Source organism: Caballeronia glathei (genome assembly GCF_000698595.1).
In the GTDB taxonomy this organism is placed as follows: Bacteria; Pseudomonadota; Gammaproteobacteria; order Burkholderiales; family Burkholderiaceae; genus Caballeronia; species Caballeronia glathei.
This window is the reverse complement of record NZ_JFHC01000028.1, coordinates 24,200-37,037: the sequence shown is the minus strand read 5'-3', so window position 1 is coordinate 37,037 and position 12,838 is coordinate 24,200. Positions and strand designations below refer to the sequence as shown.

12 protein-coding genes are annotated in these 12,838 nt (G+C 66.9%); 3 read left to right on the top strand and 9 right to left on the bottom strand.

Annotated features, from left to right (window positions below; all coding sequences use genetic code 11):
- The first annotated feature begins 2 nt into the window (after window positions 1-2).
- Window positions 3-827, top strand: coding sequence for an NRDE family protein (locus BG61_RS18450; RefSeq protein ID WP_035933335.1), 825 nt, complete (start codon window positions 3-5; stop codon window positions 825-827).
- An 81-nt stretch (window positions 828-908) separates the two neighbouring features.
- Here BG61_RS18450 and BG61_RS18445 read toward each other — a convergent pair whose 3' ends face one another.
- The 9 genes from BG61_RS18445 to BG61_RS18405 all read right to left on the bottom strand — a co-directional run bounded on the left by BG61_RS18445 (window position 909) and on the right by BG61_RS18405 (window position 10,614).
- Entirely contained in the window at window positions 909-1,877 is a 969-nt protein-coding gene (locus BG61_RS18445) for an alpha/beta hydrolase (RefSeq protein WP_035933337.1), read from the bottom strand.
- Between the two features lie 102 nt (window positions 1,878-1,979).
- Entirely contained in the window at window positions 1,980-2,852 is an 873-nt protein-coding gene (locus BG61_RS18440) for an SDR family oxidoreductase (protein WP_035933339.1), read from the bottom strand.
- Window positions 2,853-2,891: 39 nt separating this feature from the next.
- Entirely contained in the window at window positions 2,892-3,899 is a 1,008-nt protein-coding gene (locus tag BG61_RS18435) for an NADP-dependent oxidoreductase (protein ID WP_035933341.1), read from the bottom strand.
- A gap of 30 nt (window positions 3,900-3,929) precedes the next feature.
- Window positions 3,930-4,412 carry a PaaI family thioesterase gene (locus tag BG61_RS18430; protein ID WP_035933547.1) on the bottom strand — a complete coding sequence of 161 codons (483 nt, stop codon included), beginning with the start codon at window positions 4,410-4,412 and terminating at the stop codon, window positions 3,930-3,932.
- A gap of 5 nt (window positions 4,413-4,417) precedes the next feature.
- Window positions 4,418-4,720 (bottom strand): Dabb family protein, encoded by a 303-nt coding sequence (locus BG61_RS18425; RefSeq protein WP_035933343.1) that lies wholly within the window; start codon window positions 4,718-4,720, stop codon window positions 4,418-4,420.
- Window positions 4,721-4,793: 73 nt separating this feature from the next.
- Window positions 4,794-5,972: an acetyl-CoA C-acyltransferase gene (locus BG61_RS18420; protein WP_035933345.1), complete on the bottom strand. Its 1,179-nt coding sequence runs from the start codon at window positions 5,970-5,972 to the stop codon at window positions 4,794-4,796.
- Window positions 5,973-6,026: 54 nt separating this feature from the next.
- Window positions 6,027-6,659: a bifunctional nicotinamidase/pyrazinamidase gene (gene pncA / locus BG61_RS18415; protein WP_035933550.1), complete on the bottom strand. Its 633-nt coding sequence runs from the start codon at window positions 6,657-6,659 to the stop codon at window positions 6,027-6,029.
- A 14-nt stretch (window positions 6,660-6,673) separates the two neighbouring features.
- A complete protein-coding gene (locus tag BG61_RS18410) occupies window positions 6,674-8,758 on the bottom strand; it encodes a 3-hydroxyacyl-CoA dehydrogenase NAD-binding domain-containing protein (RefSeq protein ID WP_035933552.1) in 2,085 nt (694 codons plus the stop codon).
- 197 nt (window positions 8,759-8,955) lie between these two features.
- The gene (locus BG61_RS18405) at window positions 8,956-10,614 is read right to left on the bottom strand and encodes a 3-(methylthio)propionyl-CoA ligase (protein ID WP_035933347.1); all 1,659 of its coding nucleotides are present in this window, start codon (window positions 10,612-10,614) and stop codon (window positions 8,956-8,958) included.
- Window positions 10,615-10,732: 118 nt separating this feature from the next.
- Between BG61_RS18405 and BG61_RS18400 the strand changes: the two genes are divergently transcribed.
- Window positions 10,733-12,304: a protein adenylyltransferase SelO gene (locus tag BG61_RS18400; RefSeq protein ID WP_035933349.1), complete on the top strand. Its 1,572-nt coding sequence runs from the start codon at window positions 10,733-10,735 to the stop codon at window positions 12,302-12,304.
- A 54-nt stretch (window positions 12,305-12,358) separates the two neighbouring features.
- The gene (gene msrB / locus BG61_RS18395) at window positions 12,359-12,781 is read left to right on the top strand and encodes a peptide-methionine (R)-S-oxide reductase MsrB (RefSeq protein WP_035933364.1); all 423 of its coding nucleotides are present in this window, start codon (window positions 12,359-12,361) and stop codon (window positions 12,779-12,781) included.
- Window positions 12,782-12,838: the final 57 nt, after the last annotated feature.

Here is a 12,838-nt window from a genome sequence, read left to right as displayed (position 1 = left end):
TCATGTGCCTGATCGTCTTCGACTGGCAGCCCGATGCGTATGCGTCGGGCGGCGCGCGTCCGCTTCTCACGCTCTCGGCGAATCGCGACGAGTTCTTTCGCCGCGATACCGACTCGCTTGCCTGGTGGCCGGACGCGCCGAACGTGCTCGCAGGGCGCGACCTGACAGGCGGCGGCACCTGGCTTGGCGTCACGCGCGACGGCCGCTTCGCCGCGCTTACGAACTACCGCGCGCCGAGCGAAGTGCGTCCCGATGCGCCGACGCGCGGCGCGCTGGTCAGCGATTTCCTCGCCGATGCGCCCGTCCCCCCGCTCGACTACCTGCGCCGCGTGGCGCGCGAGGGGCATCGCTACAACGGCTTCAACCTGCTCGTCGGCGATTTCACGCGCCGCGAACTCGGCTGGTACGGCAATCGCGCGGACGCCCCGCCGTCGCTGCTGGAACCGGGCGTGCACGGCCTTTCCAACAGCCTGCTGAACACGCCGTGGCCGAAGCTCGTCGCCCAGCGCGAAGCCTTGTGCGACCTCATTCACGCCGACGAACAGCCGTCGCTCGACGTGCTGATCGAAACCCTGCGTGATCCGCGCATCGCCAACGACGACCTGCTGCCGTCGACGGGCATTTCCGTCGAGCGCGAACGGGTGCTGTCGGCGGCGTTCATCGAAACGCCCGAATACGGCACGCGCAGCACGACGGCGCTGCGCGTGCGCCAGTTCGACGACGGCCTCACGGTCGAGATCAAGGAACGCAGCGACGACGACGGCTCGCATCGCGTGGTGCGGCCGGGGGCCTTCGAGCGCAGCCACGCGTTCGACGTCGCGCGCTGATTTTCTTTATGCGCGTAAAGTTCTTTAAACTTTTTTAGTGGTGAGTGCGCGTCGCGGCGGACAAGCTTCGGCGCCCCGCGATCATCGCTCGTCCGGCACTTCCAGCGCCGATCGCAGTGCGTCCACGGCTTCGGCGTGCGCCTGCGCCACTTCGGGCACGAAGCCGCCCATCTTGAAAAACTCGTGGATCATCCCCTCGTAGCGGCGCAAGCTCACCGGCACGCCCGCGGCGCGCAGTTTGTCCGCATACGCGATGTCTTCGTCGAACAGAGGATCATGGTCGGCGGCGGCAATCCAGGCCGGTGCGACGCCCGTGAAATCCGGCATGCCGCGCGTGCCGTCGAGCGGCGCGAAGCGCCAGTCGTCGCGATCGCCGTCGTCTTGCAGATATTGGGCGAAAAACCACTGAATCGTCTCGCCCGAGAGCAGAAAACCCTCGGCGAGCCGCGCATGCGATTCGCTCTGCTGCCGCGCGCTCGTGCCCGGATAGATCAGCAATTGCAGGCGCAGCGCAATGCCGGCGTCGCGTGCGAGCGCGGCGCAGACGGTGGCGAGCGTGCCGCCCGCGCTGTCGCCGCCCACGGCGAGCCGCGCCGGGTCGATGCCAAGCGTTTCTGCCTGCGCGTGCAGCCATTGCAGCGCGTCGAACGCGTCGTTCACCGCGACCGGAAACCTGTGCTCGGGCGCGAGCCGATAGTCGACCGACGCCACGACGCAGCAGGCGTCGTGCGCGAGCTTGCGGCACAGCGCATCGTGCGTCTCGATGCTGCCGACCGTGAAGCCGCCGCCATGGAAATACACGAGCGCGGGCGCCGGCTGTGTCCAACTTGGCTCGAACGGAAAGTAGAGGCGCGTGCGCAAGGTGGCGCCGTCGCGCGCTGGGATCTCGATGTCCTGGGTGTCGTACATCGGGGCGGGTGCGACGTCGAGGATCTGCGCGCTCGTCGCGTAGGCGGCACGCGCCTCGCGCGGCGTCAGCGTGTGATAGGGCGGCCGCTTTGCGCGGGCGACCATCTCGAGAATCTGGGCGATCTTGGGATTCAGCGGCATCGGCTGGGCCTGAGCGTTTGACGGCTCGTGATGATGCCACGATCGCGGCGGCGCGCAAGCCGCCGGGCGCCGCGAGTAGTCAGCATGTCAATGCCGGCCCCGTCACTGCGACACCGGTTTCACCTCGGGCTTGAGCGACATCGGATCGGTCGGGTTGCGCAATTGCGCGATGTCGTCCAGACGCAGCTGCACCGACGCCATGATGCCCGGGTGCGTGATCACGTAAAAGCGCCGTTCGCGGATCGCATCGAAGGTGATCTCCGCGACTTCCCGCGCCGACAGCCTGCCCCCCTGCACCGCCTTCGCCAGTTGCCTGCCGGCGAGCTTCTGCGACGCCGTGAGCGGCGCTTCGTTGCGCAGTTTGCCGGGCCGCGTGCGTTCCGCATCCGCGATGCCCGTCGGCACGAACGCCGGGCAAAGCAGCGAACAGCCGACCGGCCCGCCCGCGATCGCCAGGTCGTGATGGAGCGTTTCCGTCAACCCGACGACCGCATGCTTCGACGCGTTGTAGACGCCCATGGCCGGCGCGGCGAGCAGGCCCGCAACAGAGGCCGTGTTGACGATGTGCGCGGGCTCGTTCTGCCGCAGCATGAGCGGCACGAACGCGCGCAGGCCGTTCGCCACGCCCATCACGTTCACGCCGAACACCCATTGCCAGTCGTTTGCGCTGTTCTCCCAGACGAAGCCGCCCGCGCCGACGCCAGCGTTGTTGAAGAGCAGGTGCGCCGCGCCGAAGGCATCGAGCGTGGCTTGCGCGAGCGCGTCCACCGCGCGGGCGTCGGAGACATCGGTTGGCACGCCGATCGCCTCGGCACCCGATGCGCGCAGCATGTCCACCGTTTGCGCGAGCGCGTTCGCGTCGACGTCGGCGAGCACGAGCTTCATGCCGAGCGACGCGCCCTTCACCGCGAACTCGCGGCCGAAACCGCTGCCGCCGCCGGTGATCACAGCAACCTTGCCTTCGAATTGATCCACGCCCTCTCCTGATTCACGCCTGATCGCGTGAAAGCCTTGTCAGACCAGCCTCACGAGCTGCTTGCCGAAATTCCTGCCCTTGAGCAGTCCGAGAAACGCCTCAGGCGCGTTTTCAATGCCCTGCGCGATGCTCTCGCGAAAATGCAGCTTCTTCTGCGCGACGAGTTCGCCCAGTTGCCTGAGCGCCTGCGGCCAGACGTCGGGCTGTTCATTCACGATGAAGCCCTGCACCTTCAGCCGCTGCGTGAGGATCAGTTCCGGGTGCTGCAGGGGCACCGGCGCGCCGTCGTAGCGCGCGATCATCCCGCACACCGCGATGCGTCCGAACGCGTTCATCTGCGGCAGAACGGCGTCGAGCACCGGGCCGCCGACGTTCTCGAAATAGCCGTCGATACCGTTCGGCGCCGCCGCCTTGAGATCCTGATACAGGTTGCCCGCCTTGTAGTCGACGCATGCGTCGAAGCCGAGCGACTCCACGACGTAGCTGCACTTGTCCGCCCCGCCCGCGATGCCGACCACGCGGCAGCCCGCCACCTTCGCGAGTTGCCCGACGACGCTGCCCACCGCGCCGCTCGCCGCGCTCACGACCACGGTTTCGCCCGCTTTCGGCTCGATGATCCGGTTCAGGCCGTACCAGCCGGTCACGCCCGGCATGCCGACCGCGCCGAGATACGCGGAAATCGGCACGTGCGCCGTGTCGACGATCTTCAGGCCGCTGCCATCGGACGTGCCGTATTCCTGCCAGCCGAACATGCCGAGCACCTTGTCGCCGGGCTTGAACTTCGGATTCTGCGATTCGACGACCTCGCCCACCGTCCCGCCGATCATCACTTCGCCGAGCGGTTGCGGCGCGGCATACGACTTCGAGTCGTTCATGCGGCCGCGCATGTACGGATCGAGCGAAAGATAATGATTGCGCACGCGCACCTGGCCGCTCGCGAGCGGCGGCAGGGGCGTTTTTACGAGCCTGAAGTTGTCGGCAGTGGCCTCGCCCGCTGGACGCGAGACGAGGAGGATTTGCCGGTTGATCGGATCAGTGTCGGACATGGTCGATGCTCCTCTCTCGATGGTCGGTGATCAGGCGTCGCTCGGGCCGGGCTTCGCCGACGGGTCCGAGCGCATGCGCTGGCGTGCGATGTCGCGGCCCACGGCGAGCCGCTTCATGTACTTGAACGTGCCGAGCGCCTTGGCGACGAAATGGCCTTCGCTGTCGCGAATCTCGCCTTCGCAATAGGCCATCGTGGTCGAGCGGTGCAGCACGCGGCCGAAGCCGCGCAGCTCGCCGCGGCCCGGCTGCATGAAATTGACCTTCATCTCGACGGTGACGACGCCGATGCCGTCGCCCGCGACGCTGCGCGCGGCCATCGCGAGCGCCACGTCGGCAAGCGTCATCGTGACGCCGCCGTGGGCAATGCCCCAGGTGTTCATGTGCGCGGCGCCGAGCGGCATCAGGACTTCGCTCGCGCCGTCGGCGGCACTGATCACCTGCACGCCGAGCGAATCGACGAACGGGCTCTCGATCGGCGGGATGCCGGCGGTGGTTTCGTTCTTCTGCGGCATCGCGGTCACACTTCGTAGTCGATGCACTGCCGCCCTTCGCGCACCGCGGCGACGAAGTCCTTGATCGCCAGATGCTTAGGGTGGTTCTGGTAGGCGTCGAGCGCGGCCTTGTCGTCGAAATCGGAGACGAGGACGACGTCGTAGGTCGCTTCGAAGCCGGGCTGCGCGATGCCGACTTCGAAGTGGCCCTGACCCTTCACGATGCTGCGGCAGGTTTCGAGCGTGGTTTTCAGTTTCTTTGCGTTCTCGGCGCGGTCGGCGCCCTCTGCGTGGTCTTTCAGTTTCCACATGACGATGTGACGTAGCACGGCAGACTCCTTCTTGATCGAGGGCTCAAGCGTATCAAAAAAAGCCGCAGCGGCACGCCTGCAAGATCCGGCGTCACACGATCTCGAACAACCCCGCCGCCCCCTGCCCGCCCCCGACGCACATCGTCACCACGACAAACTTCGCCCCGCGCCGCTTCCCTTCGATGAGCGCATGCCCCGTCAGTCGCGCGCCCGACACGCCATACGGATGCCCGACCGCGATCGCGCCGCCGTTGACATTGAGCCGCTCGTCCGGAATGCCAAGCCGGTCGCGGCAATAGAGCACCTGCACCGCGAACGCTTCGTTGAGTTCCCAGAGACCGATGTCCTCGACCGCAAGGCCCGCGCGCTTCAGGAGCTTCGGCACGGCGAACACCGGCCCGATGCCCATTTCGTCCGGCTCGCACCCCGCCACCGCGAAACCGCGAAAGATCCCGAGCGGCTGCAAGCCTTCCCTTTCGGCGACCTCAGCGCTCATCACGACGCAAGCCGACGCCCCGTCCGAAAACTGGCTCGCGTTGCCCGCCGTGATGACGCCACCCGGCAGTGCGGTGCGGATCTTCGACACGCCCTCGAGCGTCGTGTCGGCGCGAATGCCTTCATCGGCCGACAGCGTGACCTCCTTCGTGAAGAGCCGCCCCGACGCCTTGTCGGCGACACCGGCCAGCACCGTGATCGGCACGATCTCGGCGTCGAACCGGCCCGCCGCCTGCGCCGCCGCCGCGCGCTGCTGCGACCGCACGCCGTATTCGTCCTGCCGCTCCTTCGCGATTTCGTAGCGCTTCGCCACGGTTTCGGCGGTCTGCAGCATCGGCCAGTAGATCTCGGGCTTGTGTGCCTTGAGCCATCCTTCGGCGAGCATGTGCCGGTTCATCTCGTTCTGCACGCACGAAATCGACTCCACGCCGCCCGCGACGTACACATCGCCCTCGCCCGCGATGATCCGCTGCGCCGCGAGCGCGATGGTCTGCAGGCCCGACGAGCAGAAGCGGTTCACCGTCATGCCCGGCACCGCCACCGGCAGCCCCGCGCGCAACGCGATCTGCCGCGCGATGTTCGCGCCCGTCGCGCCTTCGGGATTCGCGCAGCCCATGATCACGTCCTCGACGCGCGCCGGATCGATCCCCGCGCGCTCGACCGCGGCCTTCGTCACGTGCCCGCCGAGCGTCGCGCCGTGCGTCATGTTGAGTGCGCCGCGCCACGATTTGGCGAGCCCCGTGCGTGCTGTCGATACGATTACCGCGTCAGTCATGTCGTCTCCTGCAATATGTGTTGGTGTGCCCGCGCGCCGGAACGGGACCGGCAATCACGACGCTTGCAGCAAGGCGTCCGAGCCGATCCGCCCGACGCCCGCCGCCGCCATGTCTTCCCACGCCTTCGCGAGCGAACCGTCAAGGTCGATCGCGCGGCAGGCGTCTTCGATCACGGTCACCTCGAAGCCCGCGTTGCGCGCATCGAGCGCCGACCACGCGACGCAATAGTCGGTCGCGAGTCCGCAGAGATAGACGCGCGACACGCCCACGTCGCGCAGATAGCCGGCAAGGCCCGTCGACGTCTTGCGGTCGGCCTCGATGAACGCCGAGTAGCTGTCGACATTCGCGTGATGCCCCTTGCGGATCACGAGCCGCGCGTGCGGCACGTCGAGATCGCGATGCAGCGCCGCGCCTTCGGTGTCCTGCACGCAATGCGTCGGCCACAGGACCTGCTCGCCGTAGGCAAGCGTCGTCATCTCGAACGGCGTGCGCCCCGGATGATTGGCGGCGAACGAAATGTGCCCGCGCGGATGCCAGTCCTGCGTCAGCACGACGTGCGAAAACCCGCGGGCAAGCCGGTTGATCACGGGCACGATTTCATCGCCGCGCGCCACGCCGAGCGCCCCGCCCGGCATGAAATCGTATTGCACGTCGACCACCAGGAGGACCTCGTCTGCGCCTTTCATCATCGATTCCGTGTTCAGCTGTTGAAACCCTTGCCCTGTGCCGCGAGCCCGGTCACGCGCGCGGCCGTCTTCCACGCGTCGCCGTTCTGCTGCGCGGCGTACTTGCGGATCGCGCGCTCGACGTTGTAGAGGCCGATGGTATCGGCATACAGCATCGGGCCGCCGCGATGAAGCGGAAAGCCGTAGCCCGTCAGATAGACCATGTCGATGTCCGACGCCTTCGACGCAATCCCTTCCTCCAGAATCTTCGCGCCTTCGTTGACGAGCGAAAGCACGAGCCGCCCGACGATCTCCTCATCGGAGATCGCGCGCCGCGTCGCGCCCTGCTCCTTCGAATACGCGACGATCATGTCCTCGACGAACTTCGACGGCCGCGCATTGCGCTCGCCGGGCTGGTAGTCGTACCAGCCGGCGGCGGTCTTCTGCCCGAAGCGCCCGGTCTCGCACAGCCTGTCCGCGATGCGCGGATAGTGCAGGCCCGGCTGCTCGGCGTAGCGGCGCTTGCGGATGGCCCAGCTGATGTCGTTGCCCGCGAGATCGCTCATGCGAAACGGCCCCATCGCGAAGCCGAACGCCTCGATCGCGCGATCGATCTGCTGCGGCATCGCACCTTCCTCGACCATGAAGAGCGATTGCCTGAAGTACTGCTCGATCATCCGGTTGCCGATGAAGCCGTCGCACACGCCTGAGACGACCGCGGTCTTCTTGATTTTCTTCGCGAGCTGCATGACGGTGGCGAGCACGTCTTTCGCGGTCTTCCCGCCGCGCACGACCTCCAGCAGCTTCATCACGTTCGCCGGGCTGAAGAAGTGCATGCCGAGCACGTCGGCGGGACGCTTCGTGAAGGCCGCGATCCTGTCGATGTCGAGCGTCGACGTATTCGAGGCGAGGATCGCGCCGTCCTTCGCGACTTCGTCGAGCTTTGTGAACACCTGCTCCTTCACGCCGAGTTCCTCGAACACCGCCTCGATCACGAGATCGGCCTGCGCGAGATCGCCGTAGGCGAGCGTCGGCGAGATGAGCGCCATGCGCTCGTCGAGCTGCGCGGGCGTGAGCTTGCCCTTCTTCACCTGCGATTCGTAGTTTTTGCGGATCGTCGCGAGCCCGCGATCGAGCGCTTCCTGGCTCGTCTCGAGCAGCGTGACGGGCAGCCCCGCGTTGACGAAGTTCATCGCGATGCCGCCGCCCATCGTCCCCGCGCCGACCACGCCGACACGCGCGATGGCGCGCACGGGCGTATTCGACGGCACGTCCGCGATCTTGCCCGCCGCGCGCTCGCCGAAGAACGCGTGGCGCAGCGCGCGGCTCTCGGGCGTCTGCACGAGCGCGAGAAAGCACTGGCGCTCGAACGCGAGGCCGTGGTCGAAGCCTTCCTTCACGCCCGCCTCGATCGCATCGATGCACTTGTGCGGCGCCGGAAAGTGCTTTGCGACCGCCGCGACGCTGTTGCGCGCGAACTGAATGAAGCCTTCGGCATTCGGATGCTCGATCGCGCGCTCGCGTGCCTTCGGATGCGGGCCGCTGCGTGCGCCCGCGTCTTTCGCGAACCGGATCGCTTCATCGAGCAGATCGCCCTCGACGAGCCGGTCGAACAGCGCGGTCTGGGCGAGCTTCTCCGACAGCACCGGCGTGCCCGAGACGATCATGTTGAGCGCGGTTTCGAGCCCGACCACGCGCGGCAGGCGCTGCGTGCCGCCCGCGCCCGGCAGGATGCCGAGCTTCACTTCGGGCAGCGCGATCTGCGCGCCGGGTGCGGCGACGCGATAATGCGCGCCGAGCGCAAGTTCGAGCCCGCCGCCCATCGCGACGCTGTGGATCGCCGCGACAACCGGCTTCGCGCTGCCCTCGACCGCCCGGATGACGGTGTGCAGCGTCGGCTCCTGGGTCGCTTTGGGCGTGTTGAATTCGGTGATGTCGGCGCCGCCCGAGAATGCCTTGCCGGCGCCCGTGATCACGATGGCGGTGACCGACGCGTCGTCGCGCGCACGCTCGACGCCTTCCACGATCCCGAGCCGCGTTGAATGGCCGAGGCCGTTCACCGGCGGGTTGTCGAGCGTGATGACGGCCACGCCGTCGCGCACTGTGTAATCCACTGCCATTTCGTGTGCCTCCATTCGATGCCCCGTGCCATCGGCCGCATGGCGTCAGGCAACACGGCGACGGTGCCTCGGGATATTTTGAGTTACCGCGCCAGAATACACAAAAAAGAACGCTCGTTCAATTTTGTTCGGGGATGTGAGGCGGAAAAAAGGCGGAGGGTGGCCCGAGCCGTCGCGGCCCGGGCGCGCGGATTCGATCAGACGGTCTTTTCAACGACCCCGGGCAGCACGTGCTCGCGGTAGATTTCGCGCAGCCGCAGCTTCTGCAGCTTGCCTGTCGCGGTGTGCGGCAACTCGTCGGCGAAGACGACGTCGTCGGGAATCCACCACTTCGCGACCTTGCCCGCGTAGAACGCGAGCAGTTCGTCGCGCGTCACCGTCGCGCCCGGGCGCCGCACCGCGACGATGAGCGGGCGCTCGGTCCACTTCGGATGCGAGCACGCGATGCACGCCGCCTCCGCGACCTGCGGATGCGACACCGCGATGTTCTCCAGGTCGATCGAGCTGATCCACTCGCCGCCCGACTTGATCACGTCCTTGCTGCGGTCGGTGATGTGCATGAAGCCGTCGGGGTCGATCGTGGCGACGTCGCCGGTCGGAAACCAGCCCTCGACGAGCGGCGTGTCGTCCTTGCGGAAATACCGGTTGATCACCCACGGCCCGCGCACGTGCAGGTCGCCGAACGCGCGGCCGTCCCACGGAAGCTCCTGGCCGTCGTCGCCGACGATCTTCATGTCGACGCCAAAGAGCGCATGCCCCTGCTTCTCGCGCGAGTGGCGCTGCGCTTCGACTGGCCGCTGCTTCTGCTTCCAGTTGAGCTTCGCGAGCGTGCCGAGCGGCGACATCTCCGTCATGCCCCACGCGTGGATCGCCTCGACGCCGTATTCGTCCTCGAAGGTGGCGAGCATCGCGGGCGGGCACGCCGAGCCGCCGATCACCGTGCGCCTGAGCGTCGAGAAGCGCACGCCGGCCTGCTTCATGTAGGCGAGAAGGCCGAGCCAGACGGTCGGCACGCCGGCCGAATACGTGACGCCTTCCGCCTCCATCAGCTCGTGGAGCGACTTGCCGTCGAGGTCCTTGCCGGGAAACACGAGCTTCGCGCCGACGAGCGGCGCCGCGTGCGGAATGCCCCACGCGTTCACATGGAACATCGGCACGACGGGCAGGATCGAGTCGCAGCACGAAGCGCCCATCGCGTCGGGCAGCGCCGCGGCGTAGGCGTGCAGCACGGTCGAGCGATGCGAGTAGAGCGCCCCCTTGGGGTTGCCGGTCGTGCCGGACGTGTAGCAGAGAAACGAAGCCGTGCGCTCGTCGAAGACGGGCCATTCGAAGTCGCCGTCCTGCTCGCCCACTAGCGTCTCGTAGCTGAGGAGCGGCACGTCGAGGTTGCCGAGGTGCTCGCTGATGCACGCGGCGTCGCCGAGCGCGATCCAGCCTTTCACGTTCGGGCACTGCGGCGCGATGATGTCGACGAGCGGCGCGAACGTCATGTCGAAAAAGACGTAGGCGTCGTCGGCGTGATCGATGATGAACGCGATCTGGTCGGCGAAGAGGCGCGGGTTGATCGTGTGGCAGACGGCGCCCATGCCCGTCACGCCGTAGTAGCACTCGAGATGCCGGTAGCCGTTCCATGCGAGCGTGCCGATCCGCTCGCCCGGCGCGACGCCGAGCGCGATCAGCGCCTGCGCGAGCTGCTTCGCGCGCTTTTCGCAGTCCCGGTAGGTGTAGCGGTGAATATCCCCTTCGATACGGCGCGACACGATCTCCGTGTCGCCGAAGTGCCGTGCAGCGTGTGACAACAGCGACGATGCGAGCAGCGGTACATCCATCATCTGGCCGTAAAGCGGCGACGTCATGGGCGAAATCCTCTCAGGTCCGGATGCACGTTGTTCACTGCTCTGGCACGTCGCGCAGGGCTTTCAGCAGGCCCGCGGGCGCGGATTTACAATATCGGTTAATAGAGAGGCGCTCAATATGTCGTTTTCCCCAAGCAATGCCGTGCAAGCCGATGAAGCAGATGCTCTTTCCATGGACGACCTGGCCGCTGCGATCGACATCGGCCGGCCCGGTGCATTCGCGGCGCTCGGCTCCGCGTTCCTGACCCGTCTTCCCGCCACGCCCGTTCCCGAGCCCTACGTCGTGGCCATTTCCGCCGACGCCGCCGCGCAACTGGGCTTCGACCCCGCCATCGCCGCCGATCCCGCCTTCGCCGCCTTCTTCGCGGGCAATCCGACCAGCGACTGGCCCGCCGAGCGCCTGCCTTACGCAACCGTCTATTCGGGCCACCAGTTCGGCGTCTGGGCGGGCCAGCTGGGCGACGGCCGCGCGATCGGCCTGGGCGAAGTGGAGCACGGCGGCGAGCGCCTCGAGGTGCAGATCAAGGGCGCCGGGCGCACGCCGTATTCGCGCATGGGCGACGGCCGCGCCGTGCTGCGCTCGTCGATCCGCGAGTTCCTCTGCTCGGAAGCGATGCACCACCTCGGCATCCCGACGACGCGCGCGCTCTGCGTGATCGGCTCGGACCTGCCGGTGCGCCGCGAGACGATCGAGACATCGGCAATCGTCACGCGCGTGGCGCCGAGCTTCGTGCGCTTCGGCCACTTCGAGCATTTCTATTCGAACGACCGCGTGGACGATCTGAAGAAGCTCGCCGATCACGTGATCGAGCGCTTCTATCCGCAATGCCGCGAAGCCGACGACCCGTACATGGCGCTCCTCGCCGAAGCCACGCGGCGCACCGCCGACCTGATGGCGGACTGGCAGGCGGTCGGCTTCTGTCACGGCGTGATGAACACCGACAACATGTCGATCCTCGGCCTCACGATCGACTACGGCCCGTTCGGCTTCATGGACGGGTTCAACGCGCATCACATCTGCAACCACTCCGATACGCAGGGCCGCTATTCGTACAGCCGCCAGCCGCAGGTCGGCTACTGGAACCTCTTTTGCCTCGCGCAGGCCCTCGTGCCGCTCTTCGGGCCGCAGTATGCGGAGGAAGGCCGCAGTGAACGCGCGATCGAAGACGCGCAGCGCGTGCTGGAAGGCTTCAAGACGCGTTTCGCGCCCGCGCTCGAGGCGAAGATGCGGGCGAAGCTGGGTCTCGCCGAGGCGCGTGAAGGCGACGACAAGCTCGCAAACGGCCTGCTCGAAGTCATGCATGCGAACCGCGCCGATTTCACGCAGACGTTCCGCCATCTCGCGAAGATGTCGAAGACCGATGCGTCGAACGATGCGCCCGTGCGCGACCTTTTCCTCGACCGCCCCGCCTTCGACGCCTGGGCGAGCGGCTACCGCGCGCGGCTCATGCAGGAAACGCGCAGCGACGCCGAGCGCGCCGCCGCGATGAGTCGCGTGAACCCGAAATACGTGCTGCGCAATCACCTCGCGGAGCAGGCGATCCGCCAGGCGAAGGAGAAGGACTTCTCCGAAGTCGAGCGGCTCGCGCGCGTGCTCGCCCGCCCGTTCGACGAACAGCCCGAATTCGAGTCTTACGCCGGCCTGCCGCCCGACTGGGCGAGCGAGCTCGAGGTGAGTTGCTCTTCCTGAAAACGCCCCTATATAGATGAGCCTGCCCAGGCTGCCCGAAACCAGAGGATTGATATGAACAGAGACGACATCACCCGCGAAGAGAAGGCTCCGCTGCAAAAAGACGACGAAACTTACCGCCGCGAGCTGTCCGAGATGGAATATCAGGTCACCCGGCACGCCGCCACCGAGCGGCCGTTCACGGGCAAATACTGGGATCATTTCGATCGCGGCGTGTACGACTGCGTGTGTTGCGGCACGCCGCTCTTCGAATCGGATACGAAGTTCGACGCCGGCTGCGGCTGGCCGAGCTACTTCAAGCCGATCAACGGCGAAGTGATCGCGGAAAAGACGGACCGCTCGCACGGCATGCTGAGAATCGAAGTGCAGTGCAAGAACTGCGGCGCGCACCTCGGCCACGTGTTCGAGGACGGCCCCGCGCCGACCGGCCTGCGCTATTGCATCAATTCGGCTGCGCTACAATTCGAACAGAAGTAATGCTGCGACCGTAGTCCGGTCGACCCTGCACGCGTCGTTGCCGCCGGCCGCAAGCCG

Excerpts from the sequence above, each read along its gene's own strand:
- BG61_RS18410 (WP_035933552.1), bottom strand. The coding sequence starts at position 8,758 with ATGGCAGTGGATTACACAGTGCGCGACGGCGTGGCCGTCATCACGCTC.
- BG61_RS18430 (WP_035933547.1), bottom strand. The coding sequence starts at position 4,412 with ATGCCGCAGAAGAACGAAACCACCGCCGGCATCCCGCCGATCGAGAGC.
- BG61_RS18445 (WP_035933337.1), bottom strand. The coding sequence starts at position 1,877 with ATGCCGCTGAATCCCAAGATCGCCCAGATTCTCGAGATGGTCGCCCGC.
- BG61_RS18450 (WP_035933335.1), top strand. The coding sequence starts at position 3 with ATGTGCCTGATCGTCTTCGACTGGCAGCCCGATGCGTATGCGTCGGGC.
- BG61_RS18420 (WP_035933345.1), bottom strand. The coding sequence starts at position 5,972 with ATGACTGACGCGGTAATCGTATCGACAGCACGCACGGGGCTCGCCAAA.
- BG61_RS18435 (WP_035933341.1), bottom strand. The coding sequence starts at position 3,899 with ATGTCCGACACTGATCCGATCAACCGGCAAATCCTCCTCGTCTCGCGT.
- pncA (WP_035933550.1), bottom strand. The coding sequence starts at position 6,659 with ATGAAAGGCGCAGACGAGGTCCTCCTGGTGGTCGACGTGCAATACGAT.
- BG61_RS18405 (WP_035933347.1), bottom strand. The coding sequence starts at position 10,614 with ATGACGTCGCCGCTTTACGGCCAGATGATGGATGTACCGCTGCTCGCA.
- BG61_RS18400 (WP_035933349.1), top strand. The coding sequence starts at position 10,733 with ATGTCGTTTTCCCCAAGCAATGCCGTGCAAGCCGATGAAGCAGATGCT.
- msrB (WP_035933364.1), top strand. The coding sequence starts at position 12,359 with ATGAACAGAGACGACATCACCCGCGAAGAGAAGGCTCCGCTGCAAAAA.